This window comes from Rhodococcus jostii RHA1, assembly GCF_000014565.1.
Lineage (GTDB): Bacteria > Actinomycetota > Actinomycetes > Mycobacteriales > Mycobacteriaceae > Rhodococcus_F > Rhodococcus_F jostii_A.
In genome coordinates this window covers 4,318,183-4,334,258 of the sequence record NC_008268.1, presented here as the reverse complement: position 1 = coordinate 4,334,258, position 16,076 = coordinate 4,318,183, and the positions used below count along the sequence as shown (strand labels likewise).

At 69.0% G+C, this 16,076-nt stretch carries 14 protein-coding genes; 7 read left to right on the top strand and 7 right to left on the bottom strand.

Annotated features, from left to right (window positions below):
* The first annotated feature begins 19 nt into the window (after positions 1–19).
* From wzm to RHA1_RS19990, 5 genes are all read left to right on the top strand, one after another.
* Positions 20–892 carry a galactan export ABC transporter permease subunit Wzm/RfbD gene (gene wzm, locus RHA1_RS20010; protein WP_012691162.1) on the top strand — a complete coding sequence of 291 codons (873 nt, stop codon included), beginning with the start codon at positions 20–22 and terminating at the stop codon, positions 890–892.
* Between the two features lie 12 nt (positions 893–904).
* Positions 905–1,801 (top strand): galactan export ABC transporter ATP-binding subunit Wzt/RfbE, encoded by an 897-nt coding sequence (gene wzt, locus RHA1_RS20005; protein ID WP_011596606.1) that lies wholly within the window; start codon positions 905–907, stop codon positions 1,799–1,801.
* A complete protein-coding gene (glfT1, locus tag RHA1_RS20000; RefSeq protein ID WP_009477186.1) occupies positions 1,798–2,709 on the top strand; it encodes a galactofuranosyltransferase GlfT1 in 912 nt (303 codons plus the stop codon). The genes wzt and glfT1 overlap by 4 nt, the downstream gene beginning before the upstream one ends.
* A 173-nt stretch (positions 2,710–2,882) precedes the next feature.
* Positions 2,883–3,965, top strand: a complete 1,083-nt coding sequence (rsgA, locus tag RHA1_RS19995) for a ribosome small subunit-dependent GTPase A (protein WP_050787339.1) — start codon at positions 2,883–2,885, stop codon at positions 3,963–3,965.
* 65 nt (positions 3,966–4,030) lie between these two features.
* Complete coding sequence (locus RHA1_RS19990; RefSeq protein WP_029539696.1) at positions 4,031–4,906, top strand: class I SAM-dependent methyltransferase; 876 nt, start codon at positions 4,031–4,033, stop codon at positions 4,904–4,906.
* Here RHA1_RS19990 and RHA1_RS19985 read toward each other — a convergent pair.
* From RHA1_RS19985 to RHA1_RS19975, 3 genes are all read right to left on the bottom strand, one after another.
* Positions 4,878–6,401, bottom strand: coding sequence for a glycosyltransferase family 39 protein (locus tag RHA1_RS19985; RefSeq protein WP_011596603.1), 1,524 nt, complete (start codon positions 6,399–6,401; stop codon positions 4,878–4,880). The genes RHA1_RS19990 and RHA1_RS19985 overlap by 29 nt on opposite strands.
* Complete coding sequence (locus RHA1_RS19980) at positions 6,398–8,287, bottom strand: glycosyltransferase (RefSeq protein WP_011596602.1); 1,890 nt, start codon at positions 8,285–8,287, stop codon at positions 6,398–6,400. Before RHA1_RS19980 ends, RHA1_RS19985 begins: the two co-directional genes overlap by 4 nt.
* A gap of 81 nt (positions 8,288–8,368) precedes the next feature.
* A complete protein-coding gene (locus tag RHA1_RS19975; RefSeq protein WP_011596601.1) occupies positions 8,369–9,169 on the bottom strand; it encodes a glycosyltransferase in 801 nt (266 codons plus the stop codon).
* Between the two features lie 94 nt (positions 9,170–9,263).
* Between RHA1_RS19975 and RHA1_RS19970 the strand changes: the two genes are divergently transcribed.
* The gene (locus tag RHA1_RS19970) at positions 9,264–11,435 is read left to right on the top strand and encodes a glycosyltransferase family protein (RefSeq protein ID WP_011596600.1); all 2,172 of its coding nucleotides are present in this window, start codon (positions 9,264–9,266) and stop codon (positions 11,433–11,435) included.
* Here RHA1_RS19970 and RHA1_RS19965 read toward each other — a convergent pair.
* Both RHA1_RS19965 and RHA1_RS19960 read right to left on the bottom strand, forming a co-directional pair.
* Positions 11,407–12,258, bottom strand: coding sequence for an SGNH/GDSL hydrolase family protein (locus tag RHA1_RS19965; protein WP_011596599.1), 852 nt, complete (start codon positions 12,256–12,258; stop codon positions 11,407–11,409). The two genes, RHA1_RS19970 and RHA1_RS19965, sit on opposite strands and share 29 nt — an antisense overlap.
* A gap of 61 nt (positions 12,259–12,319) precedes the next feature.
* Positions 12,320–12,943 (bottom strand): helix-turn-helix domain-containing protein, encoded by a 624-nt coding sequence (locus RHA1_RS19960; protein ID WP_011596598.1) that lies wholly within the window; start codon positions 12,941–12,943, stop codon positions 12,320–12,322.
* An 86-nt stretch (positions 12,944–13,029) separates the two neighbouring features.
* Here RHA1_RS19960 and RHA1_RS19955 point away from each other — a divergent pair, with 86 nt between their 5' ends.
* Positions 13,030–13,986 carry an NAD(P)/FAD-dependent oxidoreductase gene (locus RHA1_RS19955; protein ID WP_011596597.1) on the top strand — a complete coding sequence of 319 codons (957 nt, stop codon included), beginning with the start codon at positions 13,030–13,032 and terminating at the stop codon, positions 13,984–13,986.
* Here the strand turns inward: RHA1_RS19955 and RHA1_RS19950 are convergent.
* Together RHA1_RS19950 and RHA1_RS19945 are read right to left on the bottom strand one after the other, a co-directional pair.
* The gene (locus tag RHA1_RS19950; protein WP_011596596.1) at positions 13,976–14,941 is read right to left on the bottom strand and encodes a Gfo/Idh/MocA family protein; all 966 of its coding nucleotides are present in this window, start codon (positions 14,939–14,941) and stop codon (positions 13,976–13,978) included. The genes RHA1_RS19955 and RHA1_RS19950 overlap by 11 nt on opposite strands.
* Positions 14,941–16,041 (bottom strand): DegT/DnrJ/EryC1/StrS family aminotransferase, encoded by a 1,101-nt coding sequence (locus tag RHA1_RS19945; protein WP_041811753.1) that lies wholly within the window; start codon positions 16,039–16,041, stop codon positions 14,941–14,943. Before RHA1_RS19945 ends, RHA1_RS19950 begins: the two co-directional genes overlap by 1 nt.
* Positions 16,042–16,076: the final 35 nt, after the last annotated feature.

Below are 16,076 nucleotides of genomic sequence, written 5' to 3'. Positions count from 1 at the left end.
CCCGGTAGGCTCGGTGCCCGTGTCAGCATCCGCTATCGAAACCGAGGCCGCAGGCGGCCCGCTCCCGGCGTCCGACTCGCAGACCTTCCGTCGCGCGTTCAAGGACCTCAGGGACGGCTTCGCTCAGCGCGAGCTGTGGCTGAGCCTCGGCTGGCAGGACATCAAGCAGCGCTACCGCCGGTCGGTGATCGGCCCGTTCTGGATCACGATCGCGACCGGCGTGCAGGCCGCGGCGATGGGCATCCTGTACTCCGCCCTGCTCGACATCCCGCTGGACGAGTTCCTGCCGTACGTCACCGTGGGTCTGATCGTCTGGAACCTGATCAGCGCGAGCATCCTCGAGGGATCCGAGGTGTTCATCGCCAACGAGGGGCTGATCAAACAGCTGCCGTCGGCGCTGAGCGTCCACGTCTACCGGCTGGTGTGGCGGCAGCTGCTGCTGTTCGCCCACAACCTGGTGATCTACGTGATCATGCTGTTCGCGTTCGGCGTGTGGCGGCACCTGACCTGGATGTCGCTGGCCGCGATTCCGGCGATCGCGCTGATCGTCGTCAACGCGGCGTGGGTGTCGATCATGTTCGGCATCTTCTCCACCCGGTACCGGGACATCGCGCCGATCCTCGGCAGCATGACGCTGCTGCTGTTCGTGCTGACACCGATCATGTGGACGACGCAGAGCCTCGAGGCGCAGGGTGGACAGGCCGCCGAGCGCGTCAAGCTCGCCGAGCTGAACCCGCTGTTCCACTACCTCGACATCGTGCGCGCGCCCATGATCGGTCAGGATCAGCAGGCGTACCACTGGTACATCGTGCTGGCCATCACCGTCGTCGGGTGGGCCGCCGCCATCCTCGCGCTTCGCAAGTACCGGGCCCGTGTGCCCTACTGGGTTTAGGGGTCTGAAGTAATGACAGAGCATGTGAGTATCGAGACGCGGGACGCCTGCGTCGACTTCCCGATCTTCGACGCCAAGTCCCGGTCTCTGAAGAAGGCGTTCCTCGGCAAGGCCGGCGGGTCGATCGGGCGCAACAACTCGGACGTCGTCGTGGTCGAGGCCCTGCGCGACATCAATCTGTCGCTGAAGGAAGGCGACCGGATCGGCCTGGTCGGCCACAACGGCGCCGGCAAGTCGACGCTGCTGCGGCTGCTGTCCGGCATCTACGAACCCACCCGCGGCAGCGCGAGCATCCGCGGCCGTGTGGCCCCGGTCTTCGACCTCGGTGTGGGCATGGACCCCGAGATCTCCGGCTACGAGAACATCATCATCCGCGGATTGTTCCTCGGGCAGACCCGCAAGCAGATGCTCGCGAAGATGGACGAGATCGCCGAGTTCACCGAGCTGGGCGAGTACCTGTCGATGCCGTTGCGCACGTACTCCACCGGTATGCGTGTGCGCGTCGCGATGGGTGTGGTCACCAGCATCGACCCGGAGATCCTGCTGCTCGACGAGGGCATCGGCGCCGTCGACGCGGAGTTCATGAAGAAGGCGCGCGTGCGTCTGCAGGCGCTGGTGGAGCGGTCCGGCATCCTGGTGTTCGCCAGCCATTCCAACGAATTCCTCGCCCAGCTCTGCGACACGGCCATGTGGATCGACCACGGTCGGATCCGGCAGCAGGGCGGCATCGAGGACGTCGTCCGCGCGTACGAGGGTGACGACGCCGCCGACCACGTCCGCCACGTCATCTACGAGTTGGACCGGGAGAAGTCCGGGGTCACCGCTTCGGCCGAACGGGACGCCCGTAGCGACAGATCGAACGAGCGTCCCGTTCGTACGGCCGCGGAAGCCGAGGCGGAGTCCGCGTGAGCGCTCCTGCCGAGCGGATCGTCGGTGTCGTCGTCACCCACAAGCGCCGCGAACTGCTGGCGGAATCGCTGAAGGTCCTCGGCTCGCAGACGCGTCCGCTGGACCATCTGGTGGTCGTCGACAACGCCGCCGAGGACGACGTGCGTGAGCTCGTCGAATCGTCCGGGATCCCCGTCAGCTACCTCGGGTCGCAGCACAATCTGGGCGGGGCGGGCGGCTTCGCGCTGGGCATCCTGTACGCCCTCTCGCTCGGCGCCGACTGGGTGTGGCTCGCCGACGACGACGGACGGCCCGAAGGACCGAAGGTCCTGGAGACGCTGCTCGACTGCGCGCAGCGGCACGGGCTGGCCGAGGTCTCCCCCGTGGTCTGCGACATCGACGACCCCGACCGACTCGCGTTCCCCCTGCGCCGCGGGGTGGAGTGGCGACGGCTCCGTTCGGAACTGTTCGCCGACGGCGACGACTCCGCCGACCTGCTGCCGGGCATCGCGTCGCTGTTCAACGGTGCCCTGTTCCGCGCGTCGGCGATCGACACGGTCGGCGTTCCCGACCTGCGTCTGTTCGTCCGCGGCGACGAGGTGGAGGTGCATCGCCGGCTGGTGCGGTCGGGGCTGCCGTTCGGCACCTGCCTGCAGACAGCGTACGTGCACCCGAACGGCGCGGAGGAGTTCAAGCCGATCCTCGGCGGCCGGATGCACACGCAGTACCCGGACAACGAGACGAAGCGGTTCTTCACGTACCGCAACCGCGGTTATCTGCTGTCCCAGCCGGGCATGCGGAAGCTGCTGCCGCAGGAATGGGTGCGGTTCGGGTGGTACTTCCTCGTCACGCGGCGTGATCCGCAGGGTCTGAGGGAGTGGATGCGGCTGCGGAAGCTGGGCCGCCAGGAACGGTTCGAGCGCCCGTAATTCGGTTGCGCCCGGGTTCCGCCGGGTGGGAGCATCGTGGGGTTCCGGTCGAAAGATCTCGCTGTGTTTCGATCTCGATGTGCTGCGAAGGAGTGAGTGTCCGATGACTGTCTCGTCGGTCGACGTCGTGTGCGTCTACTCCCCCTTCCCCCTCGCCTGACCGAACCCGCGCAGTGGTCCGGTCGGCGCTCATCGACCCGAGGATCACACCCACCATGTTCGACCCTGGACAACTCCTGCCCTACGGCTGGAACGACACACTTTCCGACACCTTCGACAACTACCCGGCCGACGGTCGGGAGCCCGGTCGGGTGATCCGCGTGGACCGCGGTCGCTGCGACGTCGCGACGCCCGCGGGCATCGTCCGCGCGCTCGCAGGCGAGCACACGCTCTGCACCGGCGACTGGGTGACACTCCACCGTCACGGCGACGACATCGCCGTCGCCGACCTGCTCCCCCGGCGCAGCGCGATCGTCCGATCGTCCTCGTCCGGCCGGTCGGAGGGCCAGCTCCTCGCGGCCAACGTCGACACGGTGGTGATCGCCGCCGCACTCGACACCGCCCTCGATCTCGGACGCATCGAACGCCTGCTGGCCTTGGCGTGGGAGAGCGGCGCCCAGCCGGTGGTCGCGCTGACCAAATCCGATACCGTGCAGGATGTTTCCCCCGCGACCGCGGAGGTGGCGGCGGTGGCACCGGGTGCGACGGTCCTCGCGGTGAGCGCCGACACCGGCGACGGCATCGACGTCCTCACCGCCGTCATCGACGGGACGGTCGCGCTCATCGGACCGTCCGGCACGGGCAAGTCGACGCTCGCGAACGCGTTGCTCGGCGAGGACGTGCTCGCCACCGGTCGTGTCCGCGAGGGCGACCACAAGGGACGTCACACGACGACGCACCGTGAACTCCTGCCGCTGCCTTCCGGGGGTGCCCTGATCGACACGCCGGGACTGCGGGGTGTCGGCATGTGGGACACGTCCGACGGCATCGACAAGACGTTTCCCGAGATCGAGGAGCTCGCGGCGCGGTGCCGGTTCGCGGACTGCTCCCACACGGCCGAACCTGGTTGCGCGGTGCAGGGCGCGGTGGAGCACGGCGAACTGCCCGAACGCAGGCTTGCCAGCTACCGCAAGCTGATTCGCGAGAACGGGTGGATCGCGTCACGCACCGACGCGAGGCTCCGAGCCGAACGCGAACGCGAGTGGAAGAGCATCGCCCGCTGGCAACGTCAGATGTACCGCAGTCGCGGTCACTGACACGGGCGTCCGACCGCATCCCGGTTCGAGCGGTGAGCCGGGATGCGGACTGGCAACATGGGTATATGTTCGATCTTCGGAGAAAGGCCCGTCTCAAGCTTCAACGTGCCATGTCCGAGGTGGTGGCCGAGTCGGATCGACGGTCCCGTGAGCTCACCGAGAACCAGCACGACCAGACCCTGGCAGAGCTGAGCGCGACCAATCAGGAACTCGCCCGGGTGCTGTCCGAGCTGTCCGATGCCCGCATGGAGATCTCCGACGTCCAGCAGCGGCTCGGCGAACTGGAGCAGCAGGCCCGCCGCGACATCACGCAGGCACTGGACGTGCGGGCCACGAACGAGGCGGCGGCGTTCGTGCTCGAACACATGCCGAAGGCGCCCGTGTTCTGGAATCCGCAGGACACGCTGCGCTACGGACTGTCGCAGGTGGAGGTCGAGGGGCTGGCCCTCGAGTTCGGGGTGGCGTCGGGCACCACGCTCCGGATCATCGTCGAACAGTTGAAGGACGCCGAGCACGAGGTATTCGGGTTCGACGTGTTCTCCGGTCTGCCGCAGACGTGGCGCACCGGATTCCCGGCCGGGGAGTTCGCGCAGGAGAATCTGCCGCAGGTGCGGGGCGCCCAGTTGGTGCCCGGACTGTTCGAGGACACCCTGTCGGGGTTCCTGGAGAAGCATCCGGGACCGGTGTCGTTCGTGCATCTCGACGCCGACCTGTACTCGTCCACGAAGTCGGTGCTCGACCGGATCGAACGCCGGCTGGTCGCGGGCACGGTGATCGTGTTCGACGAGTTCTTCAACTTCCCGGGCTGGCAGGAGCACGAGTACCGGGCGTGGGCGGAGTTCGTCGACCGCACCGGCGTCGGCTTCGAGTACCTGAGCTACACCGCGAACCACGAGCAGGTGGTCGTGCGGATCACCGCACCAGCTTCACCGCCTGCGTGACGTTGAACGTCGCGCGTTCGTCGATCCGCAGTCCGGACCGCGCGAGCGCCGCGAACGCCTCGGTGTCCTCGAAGTGGTACGGCGGCAGCGTCCACACCTCGTTGGACGTGTGCCGGATGACGCGCTCGGCGTCGCGTTCGTAGTCGGTGAAGAACCAGACCACGGAGCACGACTCGAGCTGGCCCGCGAGGTCCGGGACGGCGAGTTCGTCGTCCCACAGCGACCCCCGGCTCGCGGCCGTGGTCCCGAGCCCGATGTCGCGGGTGCCGTCGAATGCCGCCGGCCGCACGTTCTTCACGAGCCGCAGCGACGTGGGGTTCCAGGCCGGCTTGTCGAACAGCACGCAGTCGCCGGGGCGGAGGTGTTCCCCGGCGAAACTGTTGACGGTGCTGAAGTCCATGCCGCTGGGTTTCGCCCACTGCTCGCGCTGGTCGAGGTAGCTCGGCGATGCGGCCACCACGAACACCGCGAGCACCGCGGCGGACTCCCACCACTTCCGGGCCAGGGCGGCCAGGCAGAGTCCGCCGACGAGGGCCACCGCCGGCGTGGTGAACGTGAAGTACCGCGGCAGATACACCGGGCTGCGCAGGAGCGAATACGCGAGCAACGCCGCCATCGGCACGGCGATCCACGGCAGCGCGACGTACAGCACCGGGGGCACACGGCGACCGCGCACCAGCGCCACCACCCCGGCCACCACCAGGACGGCGAACAGCATCGCGAACCACGGTGCGCCGACGAACCACTGGTACTCGGCGACGGCCCGCGGCAGGTGCCCGTCGAGCGGCGGGATCCACGCCACCTGGACGGATTCCCGGCGCACCAGCGCCACGAACGGCGCCGCGACCACTGCCCCCGCCGCCGTGGCGGACGCCCATCCGAGCCAGGACCGCCGGACCTCGCGCAGCAGAAGGATCGTCAGCAGGTGCGCGGGAACGAGGGTGATCAGGTAGACGAACAACACGATCGACACCGCCAGGCCGGCGGCGTACAGCGCCCACAGCCACCGCCGCCGGAGCCTCAGTGCCGCAAGGAGAATCACGGTCAGCCAGACCGCGGCGGCAGCTGTGGCCGCGTAGCCGCGAGCCTCCGCGGCCGCCCACGTGACGCTGGGCAGGATCACGAACAGGATCCCGGACAGCACCGCCACCCGCCTGGTCGAGATCAGCGCACCGAGCACCACCACCCCTGCGCCCGCCGCGCCCGCGGCCAGGGCGCTCGGGAACCGGGCCGAGAACTCCGAGGCACCGAACATCGCGAACCAGTAGTGCATCCCGACGTAATACAACCCGTGCACGGCATCGATGTGGCCGAGCAGATTCGACAGGTCGGGCCGGGACCGCTGACTCGAGTACAGCGTCGCGACCTCGTCGTACCAGAACGACGGACGCCAACTCCACGCCGCGCCGAGCACCACACCGACAGCGAAGACGAGGAACGAATCCCGGAGCAGCCCACGCACATCGCGGGCCTGCAACGGTGCGGCCGACGTCACTTACCGTAGAGGCGAGCCCAGTTCTCCCGGCTGGTGAGCTGCGGCAACGCGTCCCGGTACTGGCGCTGCGTCGACGCCGCATCCTCGCGGAACCGCTTCATCAGCTTCGCGGTCCGAGCCGTGAGCTCACGGGCCGTCTCCTTGTCGCGGCGGCGCACCCGCACCCCGGACTGGGAGGCGTCGGTGATGACGGCGGTGTCGAACAGCGACACGTGCCACCAGTGCGCCTCGGCCACAGGAATACTCGCGACCCCGTGCTGGGTGCGGCCGAGCCACTGGTACGCGGCCCGCTTGGCGAGGACGAGGTCGATCTTGCTCTTGTCCGGCTCGAAACCGGCGTAGCGGGTGACGAGGTCGGAGTTGCGGACACCGGGAATGTTCGACGCGGGGTGCTTGACGGTTTCGGGGAACCGCTTGCGCTCCTCACGGATCGACGCCAGCACGGCCTGACCGCCGTCCTCGAGGACCTTCGGGCCCTCGAGGAAGTCCTCGATACCGCGAATCATGGTGTACGCCAACCCGTACTGCATCGACACGAGGTACTGGGTGATCTCCCGCGTCATCCTCTTGCTCAGCGACTTGGCGTCGAAGTCACTGTGCAGCGCGGCCGCGATCAGCGAGTTGCGGATGCTGAAGTACTTGGCCCAGTCGTCGCGGTCCTTCCAGTGGAAGTCCGCGTGCCACACACCGGCATTGGGCAGGGTGACGGTGACGAATCCGGCGGCGCGGGCACGGATGCCGTACTCGATGTCGTCCCACTGGAAGAACATCGGCAGCGGAAGCCCGATCTGCGCGACCACCTCGGCCGGGATCAGGCACGACCACCACGCGTTGTAGCCGGCGTCGACGCGCTTGTGCTGCTTCTTCTTGAGCAGATTGATGTCGTGCCGCGACCCGGCCGCCCAACGTCCCGCCTTCAGCTTCGACAGGTCCGCTTCCTCCGCGCTGACGTGCAGGTGCTCCGGGTTCATCAGGTACAGCATCTGCGCGCCGACGAGAGTCGGCTCGGTGGTGACGTTGGCGAACGCATTCATCCGCAGGATCGACTCCGGCTCGCACAGGATGTCGTCGTCCATCAGGATCAGGTTGGCGTGCTCGTTGATCCCCGACACCTCGTACATGCCGCGGGTGAATCCGCCGGCCCCGCCGAGGTTCGGCTGCCGCAGGTACACGAGCTTGTCGCCCAGGATCTCGGCGACCTCGGTGAACTTCTCCCGGTCCGACACGTGGTCGCTGCCCTGGTCGACCACGTACACGGCGTCGATGCCGGATGCCATCGTCGAGTCGTTCGCGATGGCGGCGACGGTCTCGGCGCAGTCGTCGGCGCGGTTGAACGTGCAGATCGCGATCGCGGCGGGCCGGATCACCGACGGCGCGGCGACGGTCCACTCCAGTTCGCTCACGGCGAGGGGGCCGTCGACGGCGGTGAACTCCACCCACAGGGAACCGCCGTCGAGGTAGGCGTCGAGCTTCGCGGACAGCGTCGCCGTGCCCGAGCCGTCGATCTCCGTCGTCGCGAGGATGCGCGAGTTGCCGCCCGAATCGGAGCCGCGCAGCGCCACCACGGCCCGACCGCCGGCCTCGTGGTGGAACCCGACGGTCACGTCGGTGACCGTGGTCCAGCGCTGGTAGTAGCTGGCAGCGAACCGGCCGAAGTACGTGTCGGTGTCGACCGTCGCACCCTTCTCGAGGTGTACGACGTAACGCTCGCGGTGGGCGCGGCCCTTGACGATCCTGGCGTACAGGTCGTCCTTGACCCGGGTGGTCGGTCCCGTGAAGAGACCTCGCGCCACCACGAGGCGGTCGGGTGCGCGATGCTCGGTGAGAGCACTCCGTACCGCGGCCGTGCTCCCGTCCACAGGTGCTACCGACGCAGACTCGTTCATAGTGCTCCTACTGTTCCCCGCGAGAGGTGGGCTGGACCGCGCCACGGCGACGGCACGATCCTCTTCTCGGTTCGCAGGGTATCAACCTCGCGACGTGCTCCCCGACCATGCGAGGCGCCCTCCGTCCCGGTGACGGGCCCGCAGCCGGAACAGCCCCACCCCCATCGCGAGCACATCGCCCCTGGATATGCGGGTGTCGTGGCTGTCGTGATCGGCGCTCAGACGCACCGGGACCTCGACCGGCACGATGCCCGCCCGCTCCGCGAGGTAGACGAGTTCGGTGGTGAACAGGAACCCGGGCTCGACGAGGTCGGGAACCAGTCTTCGCATCAGGTCGCCGTCCATCAGGACGGTGCCCTGGGGGTCGCCGGTGCGCATCCCGAGAACCACGCGGCGCAGCGCCGCGAAACCCCACGTCAGGGTTCCCCGGAGCGCGCCGCGTTGCACCTGCGAGTCGGGGTGGGCCTTGGAACCGATCACGACTTCGGGCAGCCGGCCGTCGTGGCCGGCGAGCGTCTCGGCGCCGTCGAGGTCGTCGAACCCGAACGGCAGGTCGTCGGCGGTCAGCAGCACGTGCGCGCCGCGACTCGCCTCCGCTCCCGTCCGCAACGCGTTGCCCATGCCCTTCTCGCTCCGCAGCACGGTGAGCGACACGGGTCCGGGCGTCCACTCGGCGGCAAGGCGGCCGCAGATGTCCGCGGTGTCGTCGGTGGATCCGTTCTCCACCACGATGATCTCGACGTCGTGACCGGCCAGGCGTTCGGCCAGCCGGTGGACGGTCTGCTCGATGACGGCGGCGGAATTGTAGGCGGGGACGACGACCGACAGCGCCTTCGGCGCACGTGCGCCTTTCTGGTCGTGGGAACAACCGAAAAGGCGCACGGGCGCAGCCTAACTCGTAGGCTCGGAGTCCGTGGCACCCTCCGCGTCCGTGTCCTCGACGTTCACCCGATCGATACACCGCGTGCCCGAGTGGATGGTGGCATCGGCGGTCGCGGTGGCTGCCGCGGCAATCGCGACGATTCCCCGGATCGTGTACGACCGCTTCTACTACGGCGGCGACATGCTGGAATCGTTCGTGCCGTCCTGGCACCGGATCGGCACCGAACTCCTCGCCGGGCGGTGGCTCACCGTCAATCCCGACGCCTGGATCGGCGGGAACTATGCGGGCGAGGCCGCGTACGGCCTCTACAACCCGGTCAACCTGGCCAACTACATCCTGGCCGCGACATTCGAGAACCTGTCCGTCGCGGCGTTCGTGATCATGGCCGAGTTCCTCGCGCTGTTCGCCCTCGCCGCGTATCTGCTGTGCCGCGAATACGGCGCCCGCCGCGGTCCGGCGATCCTCGCCGGACTGACCATTCCGTTCAGCGGTTTCACCCTGTTCTACGAGGCGGCGGGCTGGCCGTCCGGGATGATGGCCGTCGCGTGGGTGACGCTGTTCTGGTGGTCGGCGCTGCGCCTCTCCCGCGGTCGCACGAACCCGCTGGTCGCCTTCGTGATCGGCGTACTGACGGTGAGCATGGGCAACCCGTACGCCGCGCTGGGCGCCGTCGTCGTTCTCCTCGGCATCGGGATCGGCCTGCTCGCGCAGCGGCAGTTCTTCCGGTTGTTCGTTCTGGTGATCACCGGCGCATGCGCGGGCACCGCCGCGCTGGTGACCTACCTGCCGCTGTTCCTCAGCGTCGACGTCACCACCCGCGCGGGCAGCACCGGCATCTTCAACGACACGTTCCTGCAGCCGCAGATCGGCGGCCTCGCGGGAATGAGCAGCCCGTCGTATCTGCCCGTCATCATGACGTTCGGCGGGCCGGTCGAGGTGATCCCGTCGCTGTACCTCTCGTGGTTCGTGCTGCCACTGCTGCCGTGGCTGCCGTGGGGCCGGATCCGCACGCTGTTCGCGTCCACGGAGTTCCGTCGCGCGCACGGGCGACCACTGATCAGCCTGCTCGTGATCGCGGTCGTCTACTTCCTCTTCACGTTCGGACCGTCGAACGTCGGAATGTTCCGGTGGCCGATCCGGCTCGTCGAATACCTGTACCTGTGCGGGGTGATCGGCCTGGCGCTCGCGTTGTCGCTGGGCATCGCGCACGACCGGGTGCGTCACCGGGCGACGGCGTCGGCGGTGCTGATCGCGCTGGGCTTCTACCTGGCGTTCTCGTCCTCACCCGCCCTGACGCTGCGGCACACGCTGTTCGCGCTGCTCGTCGCGGCGCTGTGCGTGCTCGCGTACACCGCATGGCGCACTCGGGGCCCGAATGCTCTCATCGCCGCCCTCGTCCTGGGAACCGTGGTGGTGACCGCAGCGCAGGTCTGGTCCCTCACCCGCGACGTCGAACGCGACAGCCGCGTCGATCCGTCGAGCACGTCGGTGCTGTCCGCGCAGACGGACCGCTACCAGGGCACCGTGCTGCAACTCGCCGACCTGGACGACACGTCCCACGAGGACGTCAGCGCCGGCCGGATCCTGTTCGGCAACGAGATCATGGCGTCGTCCGCCGAGGGCAGCATCAACGCCTACACCGGCATCGGGTTCACCGAGTTCCAGGAAGCCCTGTGCATGGACTACCGCGGCGCCGTCTGCCCCGGGGTGTACGGGGCGCTGTGGCAGCCGGTGAACGCGGACATCCCGATCCCGCTGATCGACTACCTCCGGGTGTCGACGCTCGTCGTGGAGCACGGGCTCGTGCCCGAGGTCGCGACGGCACCGCCCCCACCCGGCTGGCACGTCACCGAGCGCAGCGACTCCCGGACGGTGTTGCAGCGTGACCGGCCGCTGCCCCTGCCCGGACGCGTGTCGTTCGCGTCCGACGGCGTCCGGGTGCTCTCGTCCGAGATGAGCGCGGCGACGGAGACCGTGCGGGTGGCAGGCAGCGGCGGCACCGTCTGGTTCGCGCGCCTCGCGTGGCCCGGCTACTCGGCCGCCGTCGACGGCGAGCCGGTGGAGACGACCGCGGGGTGGCACGGTCTGCTCGCGGTGCCGATTCCGCCGGGTGACCACGAACTGGTCGTGACGTTCCGCCCGCCTCGGCAGAACCTGTCCGTGGCGGCGTTCGGCGCCGCGACGGTCGTGGTGCTGATCCTGTCCGTCGTCGATCCGGTGGTGCGCAGGCGGAAGCTCAGCGCGGCGACCACTCGGACGACGTGAACGCCGACGCCTCGGTGGAACCGGACCCCGCGACCGCGGCGGACGACAACGCGTCGGCGATCAGCTGGTGGCCGATCTGGTTCGGGTGGTCGCCGTCGTCGGCCAGCAGCCCGGTGGGGTCGCCGTCGCCCCACGTGCCCTTGAACGTGCTGAACAGGTCGACGTACGTGGCGCCCTCCGCGCCCGCGACCTCCGAGATGACGTCGTTGGCGCGCAGCGTCAGCGCGGCGCTGTCCCGGAGGAACTGCGGCCCGTACAACTCGCGGGCCACGTCACCGTCCGGGAAGACGTCCCAGTACCCGGTGACCAGCACTGCGGTCGGCTGACCGGCCCGCAGTTCGGCGATGCGGTCGAGCACGGACGTCAGCGTGGTCTGCAGCTGCGGCAGGACGGGTTCGAAGCAGCCGAGCCCGTCGTCGCCACCGCAGTCGCCGTCCAGGTAGTCGTCGAGTTCGGCGTAGAAGTCGTTGGCGCCGATCGTGACGGTGACGAGGTCGGCGTCGCGGACGGCGTCGGCGTCGTATTCGCCGGGTTCGAGCGAGTCGAGCAGGTCGGCGCTCGTCCAGCCCCCGACACCCAGATCGGCCACCTGCACGGGCACCGCGTCGTCGCCGGACAGCTGATCACCGAACAGTTCCACGAACGGCGTGCAGCCGGGGCATCCGTCACCGGCCGGGATGGAGTCCCCCAGGCCCACGAGGGTCGCGGTCGGCGGCGGCGATTGAGTCTGCGGCTGCGCCACGGGCGGTGCCACAGTCGTGGAACAGGCTGCGAGGAGCGGAATCACGACCGCTACGGGAACACCGAGAATCCAGCGTCGCACGGGGCCTCCCCATCACGTCCTGCGCCTCGGAGGGAGCGCTCGTCACCGGTCCGGACGAATTCTACCGACGGTCCCGCTCGGCTGCCGATCCCCGCGGGACGGTGCGGACGTGCGCCCGCTCACCCTGGGGGCCGAACAGGCTGAGGATCTCCGCCGGTTGCGGTCCGGGGTTGCCGAACCAGTGCGGGACGTGGGTGTCGAACTCCGCGACCTCCCCCGGCGTGAGGATCACGTCGTGTTCGCCGAGCAGCAGTCGCAGCCGGCCGGACAGGACGTACAGCCATTCGTAGCCCTCGTGGACCTGCAGGTTCGGTATGCCGTTCGGGTCACCCGGCGGGATCACGTGCTTGAACGCCTGGATCCCGCCGGGCCTGCGGGTCAGCGGGATGATCGTCGAGCCGTTCCGCTCGAGGGGCCGCAGATGGACGCGGGGGTCGCCGGTGGCGGGTGCGTCGACGAGTTCGTCCAGGGGCAGCTGATGGGCGCGGGCCAGCAGGAGCATCAGCTCGAGGGTGGGTTTCCGCTGGCCGGACTCGAGCCGCGACAGGGTGCTCACCGAGATCCCGGTGGACTCGGAGAGCTGGGCGAGGGTCGCGCCGCGCTGCTGGCGGAGGGCTTTGAGCCGCGGTCCCACGGCGTCGAGGACGCCGTCCAGGTCGGGTACGTCGTCGTTCACACACATCATGTTGCCACGGCAGCAAACTTGCTTGCCAGTTTTGCGGGCTCACCGGACAGTGGACGTCACGAGGTCGACGAACGAAGGAGAACGCGATGGAAGACAGTTACGACGTAGTGGTCGTCGGCGGGGGCGCGGCCGGACTCGGCGGGGCACTGGCCCTGTCGCGGGCACGGCGATCGGTGCTCGTGATCGACGCCGGCGCCCCGCGCAACGCACCGGCCGGGCACATTCACAACTACCTCGGCCGAGAGGGCACCCCTCCCGGCGAACTACTGGCCATCGGACGCGAGGAGGTTGCCGGGTACGGCGGCGAGATCGTGACCGGCACCGTCACGTCGGCCGACAGGGTGGGGGACGGCCAGTTCCGGGTGACGCTCGCCGACGGCGCGACCGTGCGTGCGCGGAGACTGCTCGTGACCACCGGCCTCGTCGACGTGCTCCCCGACATCCCCGGCGTGGCCGAGCGCTGGGGACGCGACGTCCTGCACTGCCCGTACTGCCACGGCTGGGAGGTCCGGGACCAGCCGGTCGGCGTCCTGGCCGGCAGTCCGCCGGCGGTGCACCAGGCGCTGATGTGGCGGCAGTGGACCGACAACGTGACGTTGTTCCTGAACGACGCGAACGAACCCACCGGCGAGGAGTACGAGCAACTCGCGGCACGCGGTATCGCCGTGATCGACGGCGGTGTGGCCGGACTCGAGGTGCAGGACGACCGGCTGACCGGGGTCCGGCTGCGCACAGGTCAGGTCTTCTCCCTCACCGCCGTGGTGGTCCCGCCGCTGTTCCGGGCCCGCGCCGACTTCCTCACCAGCCTGGGCCTGGACACCACCGAGATGGAGATGGCCGGACACGTGATCGGCACCGCCGTCGCCGCCGACGCGACCGGCGCCACCGCGGTCCCGGGCGTGTGGGTGGCCGGCAACGTCGCAGACCCGAAGGCGCAGGTGATCGTCGCCGCCGGCGCCTCCCTGAGCGCCGCGGCCGCACTCAACGCCGACCTCATCGCGGAAGACACCCGCCTGGCAGTCGCCGGAGCGCTCAGCCGGTAGCCGACACCGTCGCCTCGTGGACCACGCGATGCGCGGGCAGGATCGAGTCGCGTTCCGCGTCGGCGTCCCCCTCGCCGCCGATCAGCCCGACGTAGTGCGCGAGCTGGGCGGCGAGGGGTTCGTCGCTGTAGCGGAGGGTGGGGATCTCGATCACCGTCTGCTGCTTGTAGCCGTCGCGGTCGGCGGGCAGGTCGTCGTCGATGTGCCGGTAGATGGTGATGTCGCGGCGCAGGAGGTCGATCTCGATCAGGCGGTCCGGCTCCAGCAGCGACAACTGCCGGACCTTCCGCTGACTCACCCGGCTGGCCGAGATGGTGGCCACCGCACCGGATTCGAAACGCAGCACCGCCTCCGCGCAGTCCTCGGCCTCGTTGCGTCGCGAACTGTCGTGGAAGTACCCGAACTCGGCCTTCACGCCGACGGGCGGCGATCCGACGAAACCGATCGCGAGGTCGACGTCGTGGATCAGCAGGTCGGTCGCGACGCCGGTGGGGATGCGGGAGACGAACGGCGAGTGCCGGATTCCGTTGACCTGCCACACGTCACCGGCGAATTCGCGGGCCGTCCGGACCGCCGGGTTGTAGCGCTCGAGCAGGCCGCACATCAGCGGAACACCGGTCGCGGCCGCACGCTTCACCAGATCGGTGCTCTCCTCGTACGTTGCGGCGAGCGGCTTTTCGACCAGCACCGGCTTGCCGAGGTCGAGGATGCGGCCCGCCAACTCGTAGTGGGCGGGTGTCGCCGCCGCGACGACGGCGGCATCGATGCCGTCCAGTTCGTCGAAATCCGCAGCCCATGCGGTGTCGAACCGTGCGGCGACGTCCCGCCCGTGTTCCTCACGCGGTTCCACCAGCAGGGCGAGGTCGCACAGCGGGGATTGCGCGAGAACGCGGGCGTGCAGCGAACCCATCTTGCCTGATCCGACGAGCGCGATCCGCGGTCGCGTGGACGTCATCACGCCTCCATCGCCTCGCGCGCCGCGGCGACGATCCGGTCGACGTCGTCGGTGGAGAGTGCGGCGTGGACGGGGATGCTGAGGCACCGGCGGGCCACGGACGTCGCGACCGGCGTCGGTGAGGCGATCACCCGGGGATGCTCGCGGTAGCAGTCGTAGTCGTAGACGGTTCTCGGGTAGTAGACGCCGCTGCCGACCTCCCGTTCGCTCAGACGCTGCGCGAGGGTGTCGCGGTCGATCGGCGCATCGGGTGCGAGGATCACGGTGAACTGGTGCCACACGTGCCCGCGGCCCGCGAGTTCCGAAGGCAGAACGAGACCTTCGACGTCCTTCAGACCGGTCCGCAGCGCCTCCGCGTTGCGGCGGCGCGACTCCACCTGTTGCAGATAGGAACCCAGCTGCGGCAACCCGAGACTGGCCTGCAGATCCGTCATCCGGAAGTTCTGGCCCGCCATCTCGTATTCGTACCGCCGTCGCATGCCCTGATTCCGCAGCACCCGCAACCGGTCGGCCACCGCGTCGTCGTCCGTCGTGACCATGCCGCCCTCGGCGGTGGTGAGATTCTTGGTCGCGTAGAACGAGAAGCAACCGAGCCCGAAGCTGCCCGCACCCTTGCCGTCGAACGTGGCACCGTGCGCCTGGGCGGCGTCCTCGACGACGGCGAGCCCCTCGGTCTCGGCCAGCGGCATCAACGCACCCATGTCCGCGGTCTGCCCGTACAGATGCACCGGCATCAGCACCCGGGTGCGCTCGTTCACGCACTCCGCAACGACGTCGGGGTCGAGCGCGAAATCGGCCTCTCCGATGTCCGCGAACCGGGCCGTCGCGCCGGAATCGAGAATCGCGTTGAGCGTGGCCACGAACGTGAAGGGGGTGGTGAGCACCTCGTCGCCCGGTTGGAGATCCAGCACCCGCAGCGCCGCGATCAGCGCGGTGGTGCCGCTGTTGACGGCCACGGCGTGCCGGGTACCGACGAGTTCGGCGAACCCCTCCTCGAACCTCGCGACCTTCGGTCCCTGCGCGACCATCCCGGATCGCAGGGTGTCGAGAACCTCGCGCTCGACGTCCTCTCCGAAAGAGATACTCGAGATCGCGATCACGGTTCCTCCGATAGATTGACGTGCGTTCACACCGT

Bases quoted from the DNA above. Each gene is read 5' to 3' on its own strand.
- wzt (WP_011596606.1), top strand. From the start codon at position 905: ATGACAGAGCATGTGAGTATCGAGACGCGGGACGCCTGCGTCGACTTC.
- RHA1_RS19990 (WP_029539696.1), top strand. From the start codon at position 4,031: ATGTTCGATCTTCGGAGAAAGGCCCGTCTCAAGCTTCAACGTGCCATG.
- RHA1_RS19980 (WP_011596602.1), bottom strand. From the start codon at position 8,287: ATGAACGAGTCTGCGTCGGTAGCACCTGTGGACGGGAGCACGGCCGCG.
- RHA1_RS19970 (WP_011596600.1), top strand. From the start codon at position 9,264: ATGGTGGCATCGGCGGTCGCGGTGGCTGCCGCGGCAATCGCGACGATT.
- RHA1_RS19960 (WP_011596598.1), bottom strand. From the start codon at position 12,943: ATGATGTGTGTGAACGACGACGTACCCGACCTGGACGGCGTCCTCGAC.
- RHA1_RS19955 (WP_011596597.1), top strand. From the start codon at position 13,030: ATGGAAGACAGTTACGACGTAGTGGTCGTCGGCGGGGGCGCGGCCGGA.
- RHA1_RS19950 (WP_011596596.1), bottom strand. From the start codon at position 14,941: ATGACGTCCACGCGACCGCGGATCGCGCTCGTCGGATCAGGCAAGATG.